Origin of the sequence: Pseudomonas phoenicis (assembly GCF_047302395.1) — a bacterium.
Taxonomy (GTDB): domain Bacteria; phylum Pseudomonadota; class Gammaproteobacteria; order Pseudomonadales; family Pseudomonadaceae; genus Aquipseudomonas.
In genome coordinates this window covers 3633973-3653554 of sequence record NZ_CP154852.1, presented here as the reverse complement: position 1 = coordinate 3653554, position 19582 = coordinate 3633973, and the positions used below count along the sequence as shown (strand labels likewise).

Here is a 19582-nt window from a genome sequence, read left to right as displayed (position 1 = left end):
CATGCACCCAGATAACCTGATCGAAGTGCGCGACCTGGCCGTCGAGTTCACCAGCGGCGCCCAGATCAACCGCGTGGTCGATGGCATCGGCTTCGACATCCGCCGGGGCGAGACCCTGGCCCTGGTCGGCGAAAGCGGTTCGGGCAAGTCGGTCACCGCGCACTCGATCCTGCGCCTGCTGCCCTACCCCATCGCCCGCCACCCCAGCGGCAGCATCGGCTACCAAGGCCAGGACCTGCTGCAACTGGGCGAAAAGCCCATGCAGCGCATTCGTGGCAACCGCATCGCGATGATCTTCCAGGAGCCGATGACCTCGCTCAACCCGCTGCACAACATCGAAAAGCAGATCAACGAAATCCTCCTGCTGCACAAAGGCCTGACCGGGCCGCAGGCCACCGCGCGGACCTTGGAACTGCTGGAGCTGGTGGGCATTCCCGAACCGCACAAGCGCCTCAAGGCCCTGCCCCACGAGCTGTCCGGCGGGCAGCGGCAACGGGTGATGATCGCCATGGCCCTGGCCAACGAGCCGGAGCTGCTGATCGCCGACGAGCCGACCACGGCGTTGGACGTCACCGTGCAGTTGAAGATCCTCGAATTGCTCAAGTCCCTGCAGGCGCGCTTGGGCATGGCGTTGTTGCTGATCAGCCACGACCTCAACCTGGTGCGGCGCATCGCCCACCGGGTGTGCGTGATGCAGCAGGGCAAGATCGTCGAACAGGCCGATTGCGCCGCGCTGTTCGACGCACCGCAACACCCCTACACGCAGATGCTGATCAACGCCGAACCGACCGGCGAGCCGGCCGTCAATCCCGTCGCCCCACCGTTGCTGGAAGTGGACGCGCTCAAGGTCTGGTTCCCGATCAAGAAAGGCCTGCTGCGGCGCACGGTCGATCATGTCAAGGCGGTGGACGGCATCCACTTCAGCCTGCCTAGAGGTCAGACCCTGGGTATCGTCGGCGAAAGCGGCTCGGGCAAGTCGACCCTGGGCCTGGCGATCCTGCGTCTGATCGCCAGCCAGGGGCATATCCGCTTCGACGGCCAGGCGCTGGAAAACCTCGACGCCAAGCAGGTCAGGCCCCTGCGCCGGCAGATGCAGGTGGTGTTCCAGGACCCGTTCGGTAGCCTCAGCCCGCGCATGAGTGTGGCCGACATCGTCGGTGAGGGGTTGCAGATCCATGGCATCGGCAATGCCCAGGAACGCGAAGCGGCGATCGTCGCCGCGTTGCAGGAGGTAGGCCTGGACCCGGCCACCCGCCATCGCTACCCCCATGAGTTCTCCGGTGGCCAGCGGCAGCGCATCGCCATCGCCCGGGCGCTGGTGTTGAAGCCGGCGCTGATCCTGCTCGACGAACCCACCTCGGCCCTGGACCGCACCGTGCAGCGGCAGGTGGTGGAGCTACTGCGCTCGTTGCAGAGCAAGTACAACCTCACCTACCTGTTCATCAGCCACGACCTGGCGGTGGTCAAAGCGCTGAGCCATCAGCTGATGGTGATCAAGCAGGGACAGGTGGTCGAGCAAGGCGAGGCGCAGGCGATATTCCGCGATCCGCAGCATGTCTACACCCGGCAGTTGCTGGAGGCGGCCTTCCTCGCGCCGGGTAAAGCCGTCTAGGACGTCAGCAGGCGATAGCCAACGCCGACCTCGGTGTGGATCAGCCGTGGTGCAGTGGGGTCGTCGCCGAGCTTTTGCCGTAGATGGCCGACCACGATGCGCAGGTAATGGGTGTCGTGGACGTGGCTCGGGCCCCAGATGTCCTTGAGCAACTGCTGCTGGGTGATCACCCGGCCGGGGTGGCGGGCCAGTTGCGCCAGCAGGCTGTACTCCTTGCGCGTCAGCTCGATGGCGGCGCCCTCCAGGGTGACGCGGCGCTCGGCCAGATCGATGCTCAAAGCGCCGACACTGACCGTCGGCTCACCGACCCCGGCCAGCAAGCTGCCGGCCCGTGGCTGACGCAGCAGCGCGCGCACCCGCGCCAGGAACTCCTGGATGCCGAAGGGCTTGGTGACGTAGTCGTTGGCACCGCCGTCCAGGGCATCGACTTTCTGCACCTCGCTGGCGCGCACCGACAGCACCATCACCGGCACATCGCTCCATTCGCGCACGCCGCGCAGTACGTCCTGACCGTCCAGATCGGGCAATCCCAAATCGAGCACCACCAGATCCGGCTGAGCCAGCGCCGCCTGGGCCAACCCTTCCTGGCCCGTGGCGGCCTCGACCACGCGATAGCCTTGGGAAGCCAGGCTGATGCGCAGGAACTTGCGAATCTGCGGTTCGTCGTCGATGACCAGCACGGTCGCGGAAGGATTCATGGCGCCTCGGGGTCGGGGTCGGGTGGCTCGGGCAGTGGCAAGCATAGGGTGATGCAGGTGCCGTGGCCATCGATCCCGTCCGCGACCTCGATCTGCCCGCCGTGGGCGCCTACCATGCCTTGGCAGATGGCCAGGCCCAGGCCCGTGCCCTGCCCGCCGCGATCGCCACGGGCGGCGGTGTAGAACATGTCGAAGATCCGGCTGCGCTCGGCCTCGGGGATGCCCGGTCCCTGGTCGCTGACCGCCAGACGCAGCAGCCGTCCGTGGGTGCTGACCTCTAGCCGTAGGCGGCCATCGACGGGCGAGAAGCGCGCGGCGTTCTCCAGCACATTGACCAGCGCCTGCTCGATCAGCGCAGCGTGGGCGAACAGCAGCGGCAGGTCGTCGGGCAGGTCGAGCTCGACCCGCAGCGGTGCCAGTACACCGCGCAGACGCTGCAAGGCGCTGCCGACGATGTCGGCCGGCGCCACCCAGTCGCGCGCTAGGGCCAGAGAACCGTGGCCCAGGCGGGTCATGTCGAGCAGGTTCTGGATGTAGCGGTCCAGCCGCTCGGCCTCGTCGCGGGTGCCTTCGAGCAGCTCGCGGCGATCGCAGGCCGCAATCATTTCGCCCAAGGCCAGAAGGCTGTCGATGCTGCCGCGCATGGCCGTCAACGGTGTGCGCAAATCGTGGGACACCGAGGCCAGCAAGGCACTGCGCAACTGCTCGGTCTCCCCTTGCAGGCGTGCCGCAGCCAGTTGCTCGGATAGGTTCACACGGGTCAGGGCCAAGGCCAGGGGCTGGGCCAGCGCACGCAACCGCCCCAACGCTTGCCGCGCCAACGGCCGGCCATTGGTGGAGCGCGCCGCGAGTAAGGCCAGCGGCTGTTCACCGTCGCGCAGTGGCCACCACCACCAGCGGCCCTCGGGCAAGGTGTCGGTGCCAGCGCCGGCCGCCTGCCCGTGCTGCCAGGCCCATTCTGCGGCAGCGCGCTCGTTGACCGCGAACGTCTGCGGCTCGCCTGCGGTCGCGCTCAGGCCTGCCTCGGCATCGCGCCGCACCAGGCACACCTGCAGCTGCGCTCCAACGGCCAGGTGCTGCGCGGCGGCGGCGAACACCGCCTCGCGGTCGGTGGCGCGGGCCAGGCGTTGGGACAGTTCGAGCAGTTGTCGGGTTTCGTCCTGGGTCTGGCGCAACACCTGCAACTGACGACGCTGGCGCGCCGCCAGGTTGCCGGTCAGGGCCGCCATCAACAGGAAGAACAGCAGGGTCAGCACGTCCTCTTCGCGCTGGATGCTCAGGGAAAAGCTCGGCGCGATGAACAAGAAGTCGTAGCTCAGGAACGACAGCACCGCGCAGGTCAGGGCCGGACCCAGGCTGCTGCGCACCGCCACCAGCAAGACCGCCGCGAGGAACACCAGAGAGATGTTCGGCAGCTCCAGCACGCTGGCGACCGACCAGGCCAAGCCCGCTGCCAATACGGTGGCCAGCACGGCTTGTAGGTAATGCCGCGGCGGTCCCAGGAGCCGACGCGGCGCGGTGTCGGGCGCGGCGCCGTCCGCCTCGTAGTCCAGCACCGTGATTTCTAGGCCGTGGTGCTGGCGCAGCAGACGCTGCCCAACCCCGGCCCCCAGCCATGGGCGATACCAACGCCGCCGGCTCTGCCCGACCAACAATACGCTGGCACGGCGCTCGCGGGCATGCTGGACCAGGCTGCGCGCCACTTCGGCGGCCCGCAGCACCACCACCTCGCCACCCAACCGCTCGGCCAGTTGCTGGGCGGCTTGCAAGCGCAGCCGGCTGGCCTCGTCGCGGGGTCGGTCACGCTCGATGTGTACCAGGCTCCAGGGCAGATGGCGGCGCTGCGCGATGCGGCTGGCATGGCGCACCAGACGTTCGGCCTGGGCATCGCCGTCGACGCCGACCAGCAGACGCCCTTGCACGGCCGGCGCCTGCTCGCCGCGCTGGCGGTAACCCTGGGCCAGGTCGGCATCGACCTGGGCTGCCGCGGTCTGTAAAGCCAGCTCGCGCAGGGCGCTGAGGTTGGTCGGGGAAAAGAACGCGTCGATGGCCGCCCGCGCCTGCTCGGGCACATACACCTTGCCTTGGCGCAAGCGCTCCAGGAGCTGGCGTGGCGGCAGGTCGATCAGCACCAGTTCGAAGGCTTCCTGCACCACCCAGTCGGGCACGGTTTCGCGCACCTGCACGCCAGTGATACCGAGTACCTTGTCGTTCAGGCTTTCCAGGTGCTGGACGTTGACCGTGGTGTACACGTCGATACCGGCCGACAGCAGTTCCTGCACGTCCTGCCAGCGCTTGGCGTGGCGGCTGCCGGGCACGTTGCTGTGCGCCAACTCGTCCACCAGGGCCAGCTGCGGGGCGGCGGCGAGCAGCCCGTCGAGGTCCATTTCCTGCCACTGCGCGCCGCGGTATTCGCAGCGCAGCAGAGGCAACTGCGGCAGGTCGAGCAGCAACGCCTCGGTCTCGCTGCGGCCATGGCTCTGCACCAGCGCCGCCAGCACTTCCACGCCCTGGCGCCGGTCGCTGTGGGCGGCCTGGAGCATGGCGAAGGTCTTGCCGACGCCGGGCGCGGCGCCGAGAAACACTTTCAGCCGGCCGCGGCCCTGGCGCGGCAGTGCACCGAGCAGCGCATCGGCGCGTTGCGAGTCAGTCATGGATCATCCTTCTCTGGCCATCGGCGCCCTGCGCGCCAGCGCCCGATTGAGCAACAGCACATTGACCACCGGGGGGCCGAGCAAAGGCCGCAGCGTGGCCCCATCGACCAGGCCTTGCAAGTCCGCCAGCGACAGACCGCGCGCGGCCGCCACACCGGGCATCTGCCAGGCCACGGCCGAGAGTGGTAGGTGCGGGTCGAGGCCGCTGGCGGAGGTGGTCAGCAGCGCCAAGGGTACGGCGCCCTGACTTGCGCCTTGCCAACGCTGCGCATCGGCCCATACCCGTTCGGCCAACGCCGGGTTGCTCGGTGCCAGGTTGCTGGCACCGCTGGGCAGGGTGGCATAGTCGGCCGCCGAAGGTCGCGAGTGGAACCAACCGGCCCCAGCCAGCGGCTGGGCGATCAGGGCAGAACCGCGTACCTGCCCTGTTTCGTCATGCAGCAAGCTGCCATTGGCCTGGGCCGGGAACAGCCACTGGCCGATACCTGTGACCAGCAACGGGTACAGCCCCCCGGTGAACAACGTCATCAACAGCAACAGGCACAGGGCCGGACGCAGGTAAGCGTTCATCGCAGTCTCCTTCAGACCAGGTTGAGGGCGGTGAGCAACAGGTCGATCAGCTTGATCCCGGCGAACGGCACCAACAGCCCGCCCAGGCCATAGATCAGCACGTTGCGCCGCAGCAGCTGAGCAGCATTGGCCGCCTTCACCGCAACGCCTCGCAGCGCCAGCGGAATCAGCGCGACGATGATCAGCGCGTTGAAGACGATGGCCGATAGAATGGCGCTCTGCGGGCTGTGCAGTTGCATCAGATTGAGCGCGCCCAGTTGCGGATAGATGGCAGCGAACAAGGCCGGCAGGATGGCGAAATACTTGGCCACGTCGTTGGCGATGGAAAAGGTGGTCAGCGCACCGCGGGTCACCAGCAACGCCTTGCCAACCTGCACCACATGCAGCAGCTTGGTCGGGTCGCTGTCCAGGTCGACCATGTTGGCCGCCTCGCGCGCCGCCTGGGTGCCTTCGTTCATGGCCATGCCGACGTCGGCCTGGGCCAGCGCCGGGGCGTCGTTGGCGCCGTCGCCGCACATGGCGACCAAGCGCCCTTCCTGCTGCTCCTGGCGAATGCGCGCCAGCTTCTTCTCCGGCGTGGCCTGGGCCAGCACGTCGTCGACCCCGGCCTCGGCGGCGATGGCGGCGGCGGTCAGCGGGTTGTCACCGGTGATCATCACCGTGCGGATGCCCATGGCGCGCAGTTCGGCGAAACGCTGGCGGATGCCGGGCTTGACCACGTCCTTGAGATGGACCGCGCCGAGCAGGCGCTCGTCGACGCAGACCAGCAACGGTGTACCCCCGCTCTGGGCGATGCGCTCCACTTCGACGCGCAAGGTCGCTGGCAGCGCCCCGGGGGCCAAGCCGACGAACTCCAGCACCGCATCCACGGCGCCTTTGCGGTAGCGCTGGCCGCGCACATCGATACCCGACAGGCGAGTCTGCGCGGTGAAGGCGATGGCCTGGTACTGGCTGACCGCAGGCTCGACCAGAGCGTGTCGGACGCGTACGAACTCGGCCACTGACTTGCCTTCGGCCGTATCGTCGGCCAGGGAAGCGAACAGCGCCGCCTCGGCCAGCACCTCGGCACCGACCCCCGGCGCGCTGTGCAGGGCCGTGCAGCGACGGTTGCCGAAGGTGATGGTGCCGGTCTTGTCGAGCAACAGCGTCTGTACGTCGCCGGCCGCCTCCACCGCACGGCCCGAGCGGGCGATGACGTTGAGCCGCACCAGGCGGTCCATGCCGGCGATGCCGATGGCCGAAAGCAGACCGCCGATGGTGGTGGGGATCAACGTCACCAGCAGGGCGGCGAGGAAGATCAGCGGCAGGCCGGCGCCGGAAAAGCGCGCGAACGGCTGCAAGGTCACCACGACGATGAGAAACACCAGGGTCAGGCCGATCAGCAGCAGGTCGAGCGCCACCTCGTTCGGCGTCTTCTGCCGCTTGGCGCCTTCCACCAGCGCCACCATGCGGTCCAAGGTGGATTCGCCGGGGTTGCTGGTGACGCGCACCAGCAGACGGTCCGAGACCAGCCGCGTGTTGCCGGTCACTGCCGAGCGGTCGCCGCCGGACTCGCGGATCACCGGCGCCGATTCGCCGGTGATGGCCGCTTCATTGACGGCGGCGATGCCTTCCAGCACTTCGCCGTCGGCGGGGATCAGCTCACCGGCCAGCACTTGGACCACATCGCCCTTGACCAGGCTGCTGGCAGGGACTTGCTCGAAGCGGCCATCGGCGTTCCGACGGCGTGCGTTGAGGCCTTGGCTACCGGCGCGCAGGCTGTCGGCGCGGGCCTTGCCACGGCCTTCGGCCAAGGCCTCGGCGAAGTTGGCGAACAACACCGTGAACCACAGCCATAAGGTGATCTGCAGCGCAACGCCCGTCTCGACGCCACTGTCTGGCGCCAGGCACAGGACCGTGGTCAACGCAGCGGTAAGCAGCACCACCAGCATCACCGGCGAGCGCTTGAGCTGGCGCGGGTCGAGCTTGACGAAGGCTTGCAACAGGGCCGGCCGCCATAACGCACGCAAGCGCGTGGCCGGGTTCGGGTCGGCAGGGATGCCGAGATCGGCAACGGGTAGGTTCATCATTCGATTCCTCAGAAACCCAAGCTCAGGTGTTCGGCGAGCGGCCCCAGGGCCAGCGTCGGCAGGAAGGTCAGCCCACCTACCAGCAGCACGGTCATCAACAGCAGGCTGGTGAACAGCAGCCCGTGGGTAGGGAAGCTGTCCACGCCCACTGCGCTGCCGCGCTTGGCCGCCAGGCTGCCGGCCAACGCCAGCACCGGCAGGATGTAGCCGAAGCGGCCGATCAGCATGGCCAGCGCCAGCAACAGGTTGTGCGCCGGGGTGTTGGCGGCCCAGCCGGCGAAGGCCGAGCCGTTGTTGGCGGCGCTGGAGGTGAAGGCATACAGCAGTTGGCTGAAACCGTGCGGCCCAGGGTTGCTCAACGCGCCCTCGGCGCCGGGCAGGCTGCTGGCCAGCGCGCCGAGCACCAGCGCGCCGCAGGGCATCACCAACAGGGTCGCCACCAGCAGCTTGACCTCCCGTGCCTGCAACGACTTGCCCAGGTACTGCGGCGTACGGCCGATCATCAAACCGGCCAGGAACACCGCGATCAGCACGAACAGCAACATGCCGTACAGCCCGGCCCCGACCCCGCCGAAAATCACTTCGCCGACCATCATGTTGGCCAGCGTGACCAGGCCGGTCAGCGGGTTGAGGCTGTCGTGCATGGCGTTCACCGAGCCGTTGGAAGCGGCCGTGGTAGTCACCGCCCACAGCACCGAGGCGGTGGCGCCGAAACGCGCTTCCTTGCCTTCGAGCGGTGCGCCCTGCTCCACCAGCGGGCTCGCCAGGGCCGGATTGGGCTGATGCTCGGCCCACAACGCGGTGGCGCCGCCGAGCACGAACAGCGCCAGCATGCAGCCCAGGATCGCTCGGCTCTGGCGCAAGTCCTTGACGTAGTGGCCGAAGGTGAACACCAGCGCCACCGGAATCAGCACGATGCCGACCAATTCGAACAGGTTGCTCCAGGCGCTGGGGTTTTCGAACGGATGCGCCGAGTTGACGCCGAAGAAGCCGCCGCCGTTGGTGCCCAACTGTTTGATCGCTATCTGGCTGGCGACCGGCCCCAGGGGCAAGGCTTGGCCGTTGCCTTGCAGGGTGATGGCCTGCACCTGGTCGAGAAAGGTCTGCGGCACACCCTGCCAGATCAGCGCCAGCGCCAGCAGCAGGCTGAGCGGCAACAGGCCGTAGAGCGTGGCGCGGGTCAGGTCGACCCAGAAATTGCCGAGGCTGCTCGCCGAGCGCCGTGCGATACCGCGACACAGCGCGACCAGCACGGCCAGGCCCGTGGCGGCGCTGAGGAAGTTCTGCACGGTGAGGCCGAACATCTGGCTGAACGGGCTCAGCGAGGTCTCGCCGCTGTAGGCTTGCCAGTTGGTGTTGGTGACGAAGCTCACTGCGGTGTTGAGCGCCAGCGACCAGGATTGGCCAGGTAGTTGCTGGGGGTTGAACGGCAGGTACCGTTGCAGGCTCAGCACGCCGAACAGCAAGGCCAGGCCCGCCAGGTTGAAAGCCAGCAAGGCCAGGGCGTATTGCTGCCACGTGTGCTCGCGGCCCGTATCGACCCCGGCAAGGCGATAACAGCCGCGCTCCACAGGGCTGAGTACCGGGCTGAGCCAGGTGCGCCGACCTTCCATCACGCGGTGGTAGAAGCGTCCCAGCCAGGGTGCCGGCAGCAGGACCAAGAGGAAGAAACCGAGCAGCAAGGCGTAGTCGTAGCTGTGCATGGCCGCCCCTAGCTCCGGTCGCTGCGCAGCAGCGCGTGCAACAGGTAGGCCGCCAGCGCGACGGCCAGCAGCAGTGAGACGGTGTCAAGGATGGTCATCGATGCATTCCCCAGGTGATGGCGACCGGCGCCGTGGGGAAATTGTCCGAGGGTGCGCCGTAAAGGCGCGAGGGCGATTACCGGGGAAGGCGTAAAGAATGCGTAAAAAACGCTGGGCTTTCGGCCTGCCGCCCAGGTTCGGTGGCCTGGGCGTGGGACAGCAGCCCTTAGGCAAGCGTCACTTCAGCGGCGCGGATCACCCTGCGGTTGCGGTGGAGGCAACCGCGGCCGCTCCATCAGGCGTCGCGTGCGTTGGGGTCATCCGCCACCCCGGCATTGCGGCTCCAGTCGAGCAGTAGGCTGTAGCCCACTGCCAGCAGCGTGGGGCCGATGAACAGACCGATGAAACCGAACGCGATCAAGCCGCCGAACACCCCCAGCAGCACGATCACCAACGGCAGGTCGCCGCCGCGACTGATCAGGTAGGGCTTGAGCACGTTGTCCACGCCACTGATGACGAACGTGCCCCAGATGCCGAGGAACACCGCCATGCCGTATTCACCCTTCCACGCCAGCCAAGCCGTGGCCGGCAACCAGGCCAGCGGCGGCCCCATGGGAATCAGACTGAGCATGAAGGTGACCAGGCCCAGTACGATGGCTCCGGGCACGCCGGCGATGAGAAAGCCGACCAAGGCCAGTAGCGCCTGTGCGGCCGCCGTGCCGATCACCCCATTGACCACCCGCTGCACGGTTCCGGCCACCAGGTCCAGGTAGTAACCGGCCCGTGCGCCCATCAAGCGCTGCAACAAGCGCAGCACGAAGGCCGCCAGGCGCGGCCCGTCGCGGTAGAAGAAGAACACGAAAATCAGGCTCAGGCTGAGCTCGAGGACCCCGCTGCCGATCTGCGCACTGCGCGCCAGCAGCCAGTTGCCGGTCTGCCCCAGGTACGGCTTGACCGACGCCAGCAGCGCAGGGCCTTGCTGGTCGACCGTGTCCCACATGCCTACCAGCCGCTCGCCCACCAGCGGCAACGCCCCGAGCCAAGTCGGTGCCGGCGGCAGGCCGTCGACCCGGGCATCGCGCACGAAGGCCGTGGCATCGCGGATATGGTCGGCCAAATTGAACCCCAGCCACACCAGCGGCAGCACTACCACCACGATCCAGGCACTGGTGAGGATGCCTGCCGCAAGCGTTTCGCGCCCGTGCAACAGGCGCGTCAGCAGGCGCATCAGCGGCCAACTGGCGAACGCCAGGATCGCGCCCCAGAGCAGCGCGGAAATGAACGGTGCCATGACCCACAAGGCGGCGCCCAACAGCGCCAGCAGCAGAATCTGGACGAACAAACGGTCGTTATTGGGCATCACCGGGCCACTCAGCGGATCAATTCCAGGTGCAAACCGTCGGTGGCGGCGTCGCCCACCTCCAAGCGGGCGCTACGCACACCGGCCTTGATCAGTTGCTGACGCCACGCTTCGGCCTGAGCACCACTGAGGCTGGCGCGCAAGGTGCTGTCGAGATTGAGGCTGCGCCCGAGCAGCGTGACCCAGGCCGCTTGTGGCGCGACCAGGTCGGGGTAATCGAGCTTGCCGGTATCGCGCATCTCGCGCAGCACGGTGGCCGGCGTGGGCAGCAGCTCACCCAGAGGCGCGGCGGCAACGAACTCTTCGACGTGCAGATAGGCGCGGCGATTGCCGCGGGTCACGCTGTACAACGCCACCAGGGTATCGGCCTGCTCGGCGGAGCGGCGCAGCAGGATGAACGCCTGGCGCTCGTCACCGCCGTTGAGCCGGGCGTTGGCGAACACATCGTTGGCCCACAGGCTGGCTTCGCCGCAGTCGCGGCCCTGGCACCAGAACAGCGGATAACCGCCTTCGGCCTGCAAGGCCTCGCGTGCCTGGGTGAAGGCTTCACGGGCGCTGCGCTCGACCGGCAATTCATAGGTCAGCGAGCTGACTTGCCCGCGGGCTTCGACCTTGTCGTCCAGACGCAGACGGCCGCTGATCTTGCGCAGCGGGCTGAGCGGATAGACGCGTTCCTGTTCGGTGGCAGGGCGTTGGTCGACCACCTTGGCATCCTGCGGGACCGGCAGGTTACCTGCCAGCAAGCAGGGGCTGGACAGCGCCAGGCCGGCAGCGAATGCGCTGCGCAGGAAAACCAGGGCGCTCATCGGCCACCCTCGTGCGGGGCCAGATGGGTATGAGGTGTTTGGATGGTTGGCATGGAATGACGTTCTCCCTAGTCGGCCCGGCAAGCCTCGGCACTTGCCGGGTGCAAGTCAAGGAAAGCCAAAAAAGCGATTGAAACAGTCTGCAACAAGGCTCGCGCCGGGTTCGTCGTTCAGGTGCAGGTGATGGCCGCCTGGCAGCACCGCCTGTTCGAAGGGTAGCTGTTCCAGCAGTCGCGCGTGAGGCGCCAGCAGCCCATCGGCCGCAACCACCAGGCAGGTCGCACAACTGACCCGCTGGGCGAAGGCCAACGCCTGCGCCTGGCTCAAGCGGGCCGGCGACGGCAGGGTCAGGCGGCTGTCGCTGCGCCAGCTATAGCCCCCAGGCACCGCCATCAGTCCGCGCTGGGCCAGAAGCTCGGCCGCCTCGCGACTGACCGCCACCATGCCCTTCATGCGCGCACCTACGCCTTGGTCCAGGGTGGGATAGACCGTCTTGGCCCGGGCCTCGCGGCGAAGCTGGGCATTCAAGGCCATTCCCAACCGCTCGGCAGCGCTCTGTTCGTCGCCGGTGGGCGGCAACGCGCCATCGATCAACGCCAGGTGGCTGACCCGCTCGGGCAGGGCACCGGCCAGTTGCACGGCGATCACCGCACCCAGGGAATGGCCGAGCAGACCGAAACGCTGCCAGCCCAGTCGCTCGGCGACGCGCAGTACGTCGAAGGCATAGTCGGCCAGGCCGTAGCCCGCGCCTGCCGGACGGTGCGCGGAATGGCCGTGCCCGGCCAGGTCCAGGGCCACGATGCGCAGGCCTTCGAGCTTGGGTGCCAAGCGGGCGAAGCTGTTGGCGTTGTCCAGCCAGCCGTGCAAGGCGATCACCGGCAGGCCGTCGGCCGGCCCGAACAGGTGCGCGGCCAATTCGATGTGCCCCAGGTCCAGCCGTACGTCTTCGACTGGACTGCTCATACCCGCCCCCAACGCGCGAACAGCGCTTTGAGCAGGCTGGCGGTATCGCCTGGTCGCTCCAGCGGAAACATGTGTCCGCCCGGCAGGCAATGGTACTCGCCAAGCGGCAGGCCACGCACGGCCCTGCCATGGTGTGGCCGCACCACGGCGCTCTGCGCCCCACGCACCATCGCCACGGGCAGTTGCAGGTGCCGGGCGGGCTTGGGCAGGCGATGCGGCAGGGTACGGTAGATGCTGATTTCCGTAGCCGGGTCGAAGCGCAGGCGCAGGCCTTGCTCAGCGTACTGCAGACCGTGTTCGAGGTAAGCGTCCAGGCATTCGGGGTCGAAGTGACGGAACAGGGTCTTGCCCGTGAAATAGGCCCGTGCGCTGTCGCGGTCGACGAAGGACTCCCGACGGCCCAAGGTGCGTCCTGCCGGGGTGATGCGATCGATGAATCCCAGGCGTTTGGCCAGGTGGATCATCCAGCGATCGACACGGGTCAGCAGCGGCGAGTCGAGCATGACGATGCCGCGGTAGAACTGCGGCGCGAGCAGCGCGGCGTGCAAGTGCAGCAACCCACCGAGCGAATGCCCTACCCCCCACACCGGCGCCGCCTCGCGAGCCAGGTGGTGCAGCAGCTCCTGGACCAGTTGCAGCCAGTTGTCATCGACCGGAAAGCGCGGGTCATGGCCATGCCGGTCGAGATGGGTGACGGTGTAATCCGGCGTCAGGGCGGCGAACAGTTTGCCGTAGGTGGCCGAGGGGAAACCGTTGGCGTGGGCGAAGAAGATGGGCTGCGACATGGCGCCGGGTCCGGAGACGAAGTGAGCGTCCATTGTCTGTTCGGCCCGATGGGCCGGCAATGCCCAGAACGGTCATTGCCCACGGCGATCAGGTCAGTCAGGGCTGGTCGAAACTGAGCAGCGAGCGGCGCAGGCAAGCTTGCATGTACGCGATTTGCGCTTCCAGCGCCTGCCGCGCCAAGGTCTGGTCCTGGCGCGGCAGCTTGCGTCGGCGCAGTGCCAGGCAGCTGCTCTGCAAGAGGTGCGCCATGCGCGCACTGAGCATGCGCAGCTCTTCGAGGTCGTCGGGATGGCCGAGCTTGCGAATCAACTGGTCGAGCTTGGCGTTGGCGCTGTCCTGAAGCAGGCGGTACTCGGCGAAATCGAGCGACTGGTCGCTCTCCACTTTCAACACGGTCGCGCGTAAATCCGCCGACCCTACCAACTCAAGATACCGAGTGCTCATCAAGACGACTTCCCTGGGCTCTGCCCATGCGTGATAGCGAAAAACTAGCAAGGGTCTGCGGCGATCGGCAACTGACAAAAATGTCAGTTGCGTCGCCTTCAGGAATGATGAAGCGCCTTGAGGGTCATCAGACCGGGCAACGGCCAGTCGCCTTCCAGTTCGGCCAGACTGGCTGTGCCCAGCGGTGCGGGCTGTTGGCGCTGGCCCTGCTCGAGCAAGGCCACCAGAATGCCGACCAAAGGTTGGTGACTGACCAGCAGTACGTGCTCCAGCCCCAGCTGTTCGAGCTTAGCGATGACCTGCTCGGCATCGCTGTCAGGCGTCAGCCAACCGACCGTGGTCACCGACGGCGCCAGGCTCGACGCGCCCTGCACCAGCGCGGCGGTTTGCTGGGCCCGCACATAAGGACTGGCGAATACCGCCTGGAGCGGCTGATCCTGCAGGTGCAGGGCGCTGCGCAGCACCTGGTCGCGTCCCTGGGCGGTAAGGCGTCGTTCGGGATCGCTGTTGGCGCGCAGTTCGGCCTCGCCGTGGCGCAATACCCACAGCTTCATGGTTTGGGCGACTCGTCTTCGGCGGGCGCCGCCGGCTGTACGGGTGGGGCCGGCTGCACGGCCGGCTCGACCACGTGCGCGGCTTCACCCTGCGGCGGCCGTGGAGTGGGCCAGTCGCTGAACGGCCAAGGCTTCTGATCGGTATGGAAAGTGCCGAAGCGACCGATCTGCGCCAGGTACTGGCTCAGGCTGTCGCCCAAGTTCATCACGCTGGCGCTCGGGGCGCCATAGACCAGGCGGTAGACCAGTTGCACCAGCACCAGCGCGCCAAGCAGCACCTCGGCCAGTTGCCAGACCAGCAGAAAGACCAGCATCCACAGCACACGCAGCAGAATCGATTCGTGTTCGCCGCGTTCCGGGGTCGGGTTCATGTGTCACTCCTTGGCTCAGTTGAAACCGTCGATCGAAATGAAATCGACGTCGGTCTTGGGTTCGGCGCGCATCAGGTGTTCGATCACCTGGTCCAGCGTACGCCCTTCGAAGAGGATGGCGTGCAGCCCGGCGACCAGGGGCATGTACACCTGTGCCTGCTGGGCCTTGGCCATCAGCACCTTGATCGTGTTGACGCCTTCGGCGACTTCGCCAAGGCGTTCGACCGCCTCGGCCAACGACAAGCCCTCGCCCAGCGCGTGGCCCACCTGGTAGTTGCGGCTCTTTGGCGAAGAACAGGTGACGATCAGATCGCCGACCCCGGCCAGGCCCAGAAACGTCATGGGGTTGGCGCCCTGGCTGACGGCAAAGCGCGTCATCTCCGCCAGGGCGCGGGTGATCAGCATGCTCTTGGTGTTCTCACCCATGCCCAAGGCTGCGGCCAGGCCGGCGATGATGGCATAGACGTTCTTCAAGGCACCGCCCAACTCCACGCCGAAACGGTCGGTGCTGGCATAGACGCGGAAAGTGCGACCGTGCAGCACGGCCTGCACCTGTTGGCACAGGGCCTGGTCTTCGCTGGCCACCACGGTGGCGGTCAGGGCATGCTCGGCGATTTCGCGCGCCAGGTTGGGGCCCGACAACACGCCGATACGCGCCTGCGGAGCGATTTCCTCGAGGATCTGGCTCATCAACTTGAAGCTCTGCGCCTCGATGCCCTTGGTCAGGCTGATCAGGCCCTTGCCGCCGAGCAATGCGGCATGGGGCGACAACACGCTGCGCAAGGCGCTGGAAGGCAGGGCCACGAACATCAGGTCGCAGCCTTGCAGGGTGGCGAGCAGGTCACTGACCGGTTCGACGCCGTCGTGTACGCGGATCCCCTTGAGATAACGTGGATTCTCGCGTTTGACCCGCATCGTTTCGGCTTGCTGCGGGTCGCGCATCCATTGGCGTACCGGCACGCCGTTCTCGGCCAGCAGGTTGGCCACGGCGGTGCCGAAGCTGCCGCCTCCAAGCACCGCGACGGGTTGCTGTTGAGTCATATGTCGTCCATCGAACCATTGAATTGAGTGCGCCGGCGCATTATACGGGTGTGCCTGCGCATCGCCAGCGCCGGCAGGCAAGCTGCCGCTCGCGCCGAGCACACTGGTAAAAGCCGTGCGGTGGTTTACCATAGCCGGCTTGCCCCTGACCCAAGGCCGTCCCGTGTCCCCTGGCGCGTCAATAGCCCCTTGCCTACCTCGCTGCGGCCCATACGGCGGCTTTGCCGTAGGCGTTCGCCTGCCATTGCCCGTCGGGCTGGCGCGTAACGGTGTGACCATGGCGGCGCGCAAAGGATTCATGGGCTTCACCCGGACCCACACACCACCGCGTAGTGCCCTTGCCGGAGCGAGGCGCTGATGTGGCGGGCATTACGCATCATGGCGATGTGGCTGTTGCCCTTGACCGGATCGTTCGCCGCCGACGTGCTGCTGATCGGTGCCGAGGCGCAGCCCAGCTATCGTAGCTTCAGCGCCGGCTTGCAAGCGCGCCGTACCGATGACGTCGTGCAGTTTCGCAGCGTCGCACAAATGCCCGCACCGGCCACCCTCGAACCCGACGTGCGTCTGATCCTGCTCGACGATGCGGCGCTGGACTGGCGCCTGAGCCAAAGCGCAGGCCCGACAGCGCTGGTGCTGCGCATCAACCGGGTACAGGCCCAGCAGCGCTGGCCGCATCAGCGTCCGGCCTTCCTGACCTTGCTGTGGAGCGACCCGCTACCGGGACGGCAACTACGCCTGATCCACTATCTGCTGCCAAAGGCTCGCCGGGTCGGTGTGCTGTACAGCGAACGCAGCCAGTTTCTGCTCGACGAGCTACGCCCCGTCGCCCGTCGCCTGGGCCTGGAGATCGTGCCGCAAGCCTGGAGCGGCCCGCGCGACAGCCGCGCGCTGCAACAGGTACTGGCCGAGAGCGACGTACTTCTGGGCCTCGACGACCCCGAGCTGTACAACGCCCTTACCGCGAAAAATCTGTTGCTCAGCAGTTACAGCCGCCAGCTCCCGTTGATCGGCCCCACCGCAGGTTTCGTGCGTGCCGGCGCTCTGGCCAGCACCTTCAGCGACCAGACCGATTGGCTGGCCGTGCTCGACCGTCTGCTCGACCAGCCCGCCGCGCAGTGGCCGCGCAGCCTCTATCCGAGTCAGTTCGGCGTCAGCGGCAACCAGCGCGTGGCGCATACGCTGGGGCTCGAGCCGATCGACTCCACCGCTGCCGCCCTGGCGATCGAAGGAGCGCCAAGCCCATGAGCAAGCGCCTGAGTTGGGACATCCACACCCGCACCCAGATGATCAGCCTCGGCCCTGCCCTGCTGTTGACCCTGCTGCTGATCGGCTTCTTCACCTTCGTCCGTTTGCAGGACCTGCGCCAGGAACTCAACCACACCGGCCAGTTGATCGCCAACCAGCTGGCGCCGGGCTCGGAATACGGCGTGATTTCGGGCAACAACGACATGCTCGAAAGCCTCATGCGAGCCACCTTGAGCATTCCCCACGTGCGTTTTCTCGAGGTACAGGACAGCCGCAACCACATTTTGGTCTACGTCGAGCAGGCGGACGAAAGTCTCAATCGCGCCCAACGGGTCGAGGTGTTCCAGGCGGCCATCCGTTTGCAGCAGATTCGCCTGGACGATGACTTCCTGCAGCCGGGCACCGTCGCGCCCAACGTCGGCGACGACTATCTGGGCCGGGTGATCGTCGGCATGTCGGACGACGCCTTCAGCGAGCGCCAGCAGGAAATGGTGATCAAGGCCGGCATCCTGGCCTTGTGCGCCCTATTGTTCACCTTTTTTCTCGCCCGGCGCCTGGCGACCCGGCTGTCGACTCCGATCAGCGCCATGGGCGAGGCGGTACGGGCGATCCAGCAAGGCGACTTCACCACCCAGGTGCCGGTGATGGACGACAGCGAACTCGGCCACCTGGCGGCGCACATCAACAACCTGGCGTTCGCTCTGGAACAGGCCAGCGACGAGCAGCGCCAGGCCATGGCACAGGTGGTCCAGGCCCGTGAAGAAGCCGAGCAGGCGAACCGCGCCAAATCCGACTTCCTGGCGATGATGAGCCACGAGCTGCGCACGCCGATGAACGGCGTGCTGGGCATGCTGCAATTGCTCGACACCACGGAGCTGACGGCCGAGCAGGCCGAGTACACCAGCGTGGCCAGCGAATCGACCGGGCACCTGCTCAAGGTCATCAACGACATCCTCGACTTCTCGCGCATCGAGCGCACCACGCTGCAACTGGAGTCGATCGATTTCAACCTCGGGGAGCTGATCGCCAATTGCGTGCACTCCTTCCAGCACAGCGCCGATCAGCGCGGCTTGACCCTGCGCCTGCAAGCGCGGGAAAGCCTCGAAGCCCTGCAGGTGAAAGGCGATCCGACGCGGATTCGTCAGATCCTGCTCAACCTGATCGGCAACGCCTTGAAATTCACCGAGCGTGGCGAGGTGGTCGTCGAAGCTGGCTGGCGGCTGATCGAAGACGAGCAGATCCGCTTCGTCTGCGCAGTACGCGATACCGGCATTGGCATCGACGACCAGCGTCTGGAGACGATGTTCGTCGCCTTCCAGCAGGCCGACAGCTCGATCTCGCGCCGTTATGGCGGTACCGGCCTGGGCCTGTCGATCGCGCGGACCCTGGCCGAGCGCATGGGCGGCGTGCTGTATGCCCAGAGCCGCGAGGGCCTGGGCTCGACCTTCACGTTGGAAATGCCGCTGGCATTGTCGCAACTGACGACCTTGGCGCCGCGTGCGCCGGCCGTGTCCAGTGCCCCCCGAGAGGAACGGCCGGTGCTGCTGGTGGAGGACAATCCGGTCAACCGCAGTGTGATCGAAGCCATGCTGCGCAGCCTGGGGTTCCAGACCTGCGTAGCAGGTGACGGTCAGCAGGCCTTGGAGCAGATCCAGCAACGACCCTTCGCGGCGGTATTGATGGACTGCCGTCTGCCGTTGATGGACGGCTACGAGGCGACGCGACGGATCCGGGCACTGGCCGAGGGGCGTGACCTGCCGATCATCGCCCTGACCGCCAGCGCCTTGCAGGGCGACCGCGAGCGCTGCCTGGCAGCCGGGATGAACGACTACCTGAGCAAACCGCTCAAACGCACCGAATTGCTGGCCGCTCTGCAACGCTGGCTGCCCGATCACGACGTGTCGGGTGGCGATCGATGAAGAATTGCGGCAGTCTTAATGTTCTGCCCGGCACTGGACAGGACCGCCACATAACCTGAAAATGCACGTTTCAGTGAACACCTGTACTTGTTTACCGGACGCACTGTGACTTTCACTACAACGCAATAGTCTACCTGTAGGCTGCCGCCCCACTGACGCAAGGCGTTCGGGGGTTGGCCGGGAAGATTCATCCCCTGCCACAGGGGGTTATTGAGGAGCTCGCATGACCAAACAAAACGCCTTTACTCGGGAAGACCTGCTGCGCTGCAGTCGCGGTGAGCTGTTCGGCCCAGGTAATGCGCAACTGCCCGCCCCGAACATGCTGATGGTGGACCGTATCGCCCATATCAGCGCCGAGGGTGGCAAGTACGGCAAAGGTGAATTGGTCGCCGAGCTGGATATCACGCCTGACCTGTGGTTCTTCGCCTGCCATTTCGAAGGCGACCCCGTCATGCCGGGCTGCCTGGGCCTCGACGCCATGTGGCAGCTGGTCGGCTTCTACCTGGGCTGGCAAGGGTTGCCGGGCCGTGGCCGGGCACTGGGTTCGGGTGAAGTGAAGTTCTTCGGGCAGGTCCTGCCGACCGCGAAGAAGGTCACTTACAACATCCACATCAAACGTGTTCTCAAAGGCAAGCTGAACATGGCCATTGCCGACGGCACGGTCAGCGTCGACGGTAAAGAGATCTACACCGCTGAAAGCCTGCGGGTCGGCGTGTTCACCTCCACAGACAACTTCTAAGGGTCATTC

At 66.6% G+C, this 19582-nt stretch carries 18 protein-coding genes; 4 read left to right on the top strand and 14 right to left on the bottom strand.

Annotation, left to right across the window (positions count from 1 at the left end):
• Nucleotide 1: 1 nt before the first annotated feature.
• The gene (locus AA0Z93_RS16425; RefSeq protein ID WP_413047883.1) at nucleotides 2–1612 is read left to right on the top strand and encodes an ABC transporter ATP-binding protein; all 1611 of its coding nucleotides are present in this window, start codon (nucleotides 2–4) and stop codon (nucleotides 1610–1612) included.
• On the opposite strand, the gene AA0Z93_RS16420 is transcribed toward AA0Z93_RS16425, so the two are convergent.
• From AA0Z93_RS16420 to AA0Z93_RS16355, 14 genes are all read right to left on the bottom strand, one after another.
• Nucleotides 1609–2310: a response regulator gene (locus tag AA0Z93_RS16420; RefSeq protein ID WP_413047884.1), complete on the bottom strand. Its 702-nt coding sequence runs from the start codon at nucleotides 2308–2310 to the stop codon at nucleotides 1609–1611. The two genes, AA0Z93_RS16425 and AA0Z93_RS16420, sit on opposite strands and share 4 nt — an antisense overlap.
• Nucleotides 2307–4964: a DUF4118 domain-containing protein gene (locus tag AA0Z93_RS16415; RefSeq protein ID WP_413047885.1), complete on the bottom strand. Its 2658-nt coding sequence runs from the start codon at nucleotides 4962–4964 to the stop codon at nucleotides 2307–2309. Before AA0Z93_RS16415 ends, AA0Z93_RS16420 begins: the two co-directional genes overlap by 4 nt.
• A gap of 3 nt (nucleotides 4965–4967) precedes the next feature.
• Complete coding sequence (kdpC, locus tag AA0Z93_RS16410) at nucleotides 4968–5534, bottom strand: potassium-transporting ATPase subunit KdpC (RefSeq protein ID WP_413047886.1); 567 nt, start codon at nucleotides 5532–5534, stop codon at nucleotides 4968–4970.
• 11 nt (nucleotides 5535–5545) lie between these two features.
• Nucleotides 5546–7603, bottom strand: coding sequence for a potassium-transporting ATPase subunit KdpB (gene kdpB, locus AA0Z93_RS16405; RefSeq protein WP_413047887.1), 2058 nt, complete (start codon nucleotides 7601–7603; stop codon nucleotides 5546–5548).
• Nucleotides 7604–7611: 8 nt separating this feature from the next.
• The gene (gene kdpA, locus AA0Z93_RS16400; RefSeq protein WP_413047888.1) at nucleotides 7612–9306 is read right to left on the bottom strand and encodes a potassium-transporting ATPase subunit KdpA; all 1695 of its coding nucleotides are present in this window, start codon (nucleotides 9304–9306) and stop codon (nucleotides 7612–7614) included.
• An 8-nt stretch (nucleotides 9307–9314) separates the two neighbouring features.
• Nucleotides 9315–9404 (bottom strand): K(+)-transporting ATPase subunit F, encoded by a 90-nt coding sequence (kdpF, locus tag AA0Z93_RS16395; RefSeq protein WP_296263856.1) that lies wholly within the window; start codon nucleotides 9402–9404, stop codon nucleotides 9315–9317.
• A 236-nt stretch (nucleotides 9405–9640) separates the two neighbouring features.
• Complete coding sequence (locus tag AA0Z93_RS16390) at nucleotides 9641–10705, bottom strand: AI-2E family transporter (RefSeq protein ID WP_413047889.1); 1065 nt, start codon at nucleotides 10703–10705, stop codon at nucleotides 9641–9643.
• 11 nt (nucleotides 10706–10716) lie between these two features.
• Nucleotides 10717–11511, bottom strand: coding sequence for a DUF4892 domain-containing protein (locus AA0Z93_RS16385; RefSeq protein WP_413047890.1), 795 nt, complete (start codon nucleotides 11509–11511; stop codon nucleotides 10717–10719).
• Between the two features lie 108 nt (nucleotides 11512–11619).
• Entirely contained in the window at nucleotides 11620–12474 is an 855-nt protein-coding gene (locus tag AA0Z93_RS16380; RefSeq protein WP_413047891.1) for an alpha/beta fold hydrolase, read from the bottom strand.
• Entirely contained in the window at nucleotides 12471–13259 is a 789-nt protein-coding gene (locus tag AA0Z93_RS16375) for an alpha/beta fold hydrolase (protein ID WP_413047892.1), read from the bottom strand. The genes AA0Z93_RS16380 and AA0Z93_RS16375 overlap by 4 nt, the downstream gene beginning before the upstream one ends.
• Before the next feature lie 97 nt (nucleotides 13260–13356).
• Nucleotides 13357–13704, bottom strand: a complete 348-nt coding sequence (locus AA0Z93_RS16370; protein ID WP_413047893.1) for a hypothetical protein — start codon at nucleotides 13702–13704, stop codon at nucleotides 13357–13359.
• A 98-nt stretch (nucleotides 13705–13802) separates the two neighbouring features.
• Nucleotides 13803–14258, bottom strand: coding sequence for a phosphohistidine phosphatase SixA (sixA, locus tag AA0Z93_RS16365; RefSeq protein ID WP_413047895.1), 456 nt, complete (start codon nucleotides 14256–14258; stop codon nucleotides 13803–13805).
• On the bottom strand, nucleotides 14255–14629 hold the full coding sequence (locus tag AA0Z93_RS16360) for a DUF4389 domain-containing protein (RefSeq protein WP_413047896.1): 375 nt from the start codon (nucleotides 14627–14629) through the stop codon (nucleotides 14255–14257). Before AA0Z93_RS16360 ends, sixA begins: the two co-directional genes overlap by 4 nt.
• Before the next feature lie 15 nt (nucleotides 14630–14644).
• Nucleotides 14645–15670 carry an NAD(P)H-dependent glycerol-3-phosphate dehydrogenase gene (locus tag AA0Z93_RS16355; protein WP_413047897.1) on the bottom strand — a complete coding sequence of 342 codons (1026 nt, stop codon included), beginning with the start codon at nucleotides 15668–15670 and terminating at the stop codon, nucleotides 14645–14647.
• Nucleotides 15671–16027: 357 nt separating this feature from the next.
• Between AA0Z93_RS16355 and AA0Z93_RS16350 the strand changes: the two genes are divergently transcribed.
• The 3 genes from AA0Z93_RS16350 (at nucleotide 16028) to fabA (ending at nucleotide 19573) form a co-directional block, all read left to right on the top strand.
• Nucleotides 16028–16915, top strand: coding sequence for an ABC transporter substrate binding protein (locus AA0Z93_RS16350; protein WP_413047898.1), 888 nt, complete (start codon nucleotides 16028–16030; stop codon nucleotides 16913–16915).
• Complete coding sequence (locus AA0Z93_RS16345; RefSeq protein ID WP_413047899.1) at nucleotides 16912–18834, top strand: response regulator; 1923 nt, start codon at nucleotides 16912–16914, stop codon at nucleotides 18832–18834. The genes AA0Z93_RS16350 and AA0Z93_RS16345 overlap by 4 nt, the downstream gene beginning before the upstream one ends.
• Nucleotides 18835–19057: 223 nt before the next feature.
• Entirely contained in the window at nucleotides 19058–19573 is a 516-nt protein-coding gene (gene fabA, locus AA0Z93_RS16340) for a 3-hydroxyacyl-[acyl-carrier-protein] dehydratase FabA (protein WP_413047900.1), read from the top strand.
• Nucleotides 19574–19582 lie beyond the last annotated feature (9 nt).

What these genes read in the sequence shown, in the direction of transcription:
- AA0Z93_RS16425 (WP_413047883.1), top strand. Translation starts at nt 2, where the DNA reads ATGCACCCAGATAACCTGATCGAAGTGCGCGACCTGGCCGTCGAGTTC.
- AA0Z93_RS16420 (WP_413047884.1), bottom strand. Translation starts at nt 2,310, where the DNA reads ATGAATCCTTCCGCGACCGTGCTGGTCATCGACGACGAACCGCAGATT.
- AA0Z93_RS16415 (WP_413047885.1), bottom strand. Translation starts at nt 4,964, where the DNA reads ATGACTGACTCGCAACGCGCCGATGCGCTGCTCGGTGCACTGCCGCGC.
- kdpC (WP_413047886.1), bottom strand. Translation starts at nt 5,534, where the DNA reads ATGAACGCTTACCTGCGTCCGGCCCTGTGCCTGTTGCTGTTGATGACG.
- kdpB (WP_413047887.1), bottom strand. Translation starts at nt 7,603, where the DNA reads ATGATGAACCTACCCGTTGCCGATCTCGGCATCCCTGCCGACCCGAAC.
- kdpA (WP_413047888.1), bottom strand. Translation starts at nt 9,306, where the DNA reads ATGCACAGCTACGACTACGCCTTGCTGCTCGGTTTCTTCCTCTTGGTC.
- kdpF (WP_296263856.1), bottom strand. Translation starts at nt 9,404, where the DNA reads ATGACCATCCTTGACACCGTCTCACTGCTGCTGGCCGTCGCGCTGGCG.
- AA0Z93_RS16390 (WP_413047889.1), bottom strand. Translation starts at nt 10,705, where the DNA reads ATGCCCAATAACGACCGTTTGTTCGTCCAGATTCTGCTGCTGGCGCTG.
- AA0Z93_RS16385 (WP_413047890.1), bottom strand. Translation starts at nt 11,511, where the DNA reads ATGAGCGCCCTGGTTTTCCTGCGCAGCGCATTCGCTGCCGGCCTGGCG.
- AA0Z93_RS16380 (WP_413047891.1), bottom strand. Translation starts at nt 12,474, where the DNA reads ATGAGCAGTCCAGTCGAAGACGTACGGCTGGACCTGGGGCACATCGAA.
- AA0Z93_RS16375 (WP_413047892.1), bottom strand. Translation starts at nt 13,259, where the DNA reads ATGTCGCAGCCCATCTTCTTCGCCCACGCCAACGGTTTCCCCTCGGCC.
- AA0Z93_RS16370 (WP_413047893.1), bottom strand. Translation starts at nt 13,704, where the DNA reads ATGAGCACTCGGTATCTTGAGTTGGTAGGGTCGGCGGATTTACGCGCG.
- sixA (WP_413047895.1), bottom strand. Translation starts at nt 14,258, where the DNA reads ATGAAGCTGTGGGTATTGCGCCACGGCGAGGCCGAACTGCGCGCCAAC.
- AA0Z93_RS16360 (WP_413047896.1), bottom strand. Translation starts at nt 14,629, where the DNA reads ATGAACCCGACCCCGGAACGCGGCGAACACGAATCGATTCTGCTGCGT.
- AA0Z93_RS16355 (WP_413047897.1), bottom strand. Translation starts at nt 15,670, where the DNA reads ATGACTCAACAGCAACCCGTCGCGGTGCTTGGAGGCGGCAGCTTCGGC.
- AA0Z93_RS16350 (WP_413047898.1), top strand. Translation starts at nt 16,028, where the DNA reads ATGTGGCGGGCATTACGCATCATGGCGATGTGGCTGTTGCCCTTGACC.
- AA0Z93_RS16345 (WP_413047899.1), top strand. Translation starts at nt 16,912, where the DNA reads ATGAGCAAGCGCCTGAGTTGGGACATCCACACCCGCACCCAGATGATC.
- fabA (WP_413047900.1), top strand. Translation starts at nt 19,058, where the DNA reads ATGACCAAACAAAACGCCTTTACTCGGGAAGACCTGCTGCGCTGCAGT.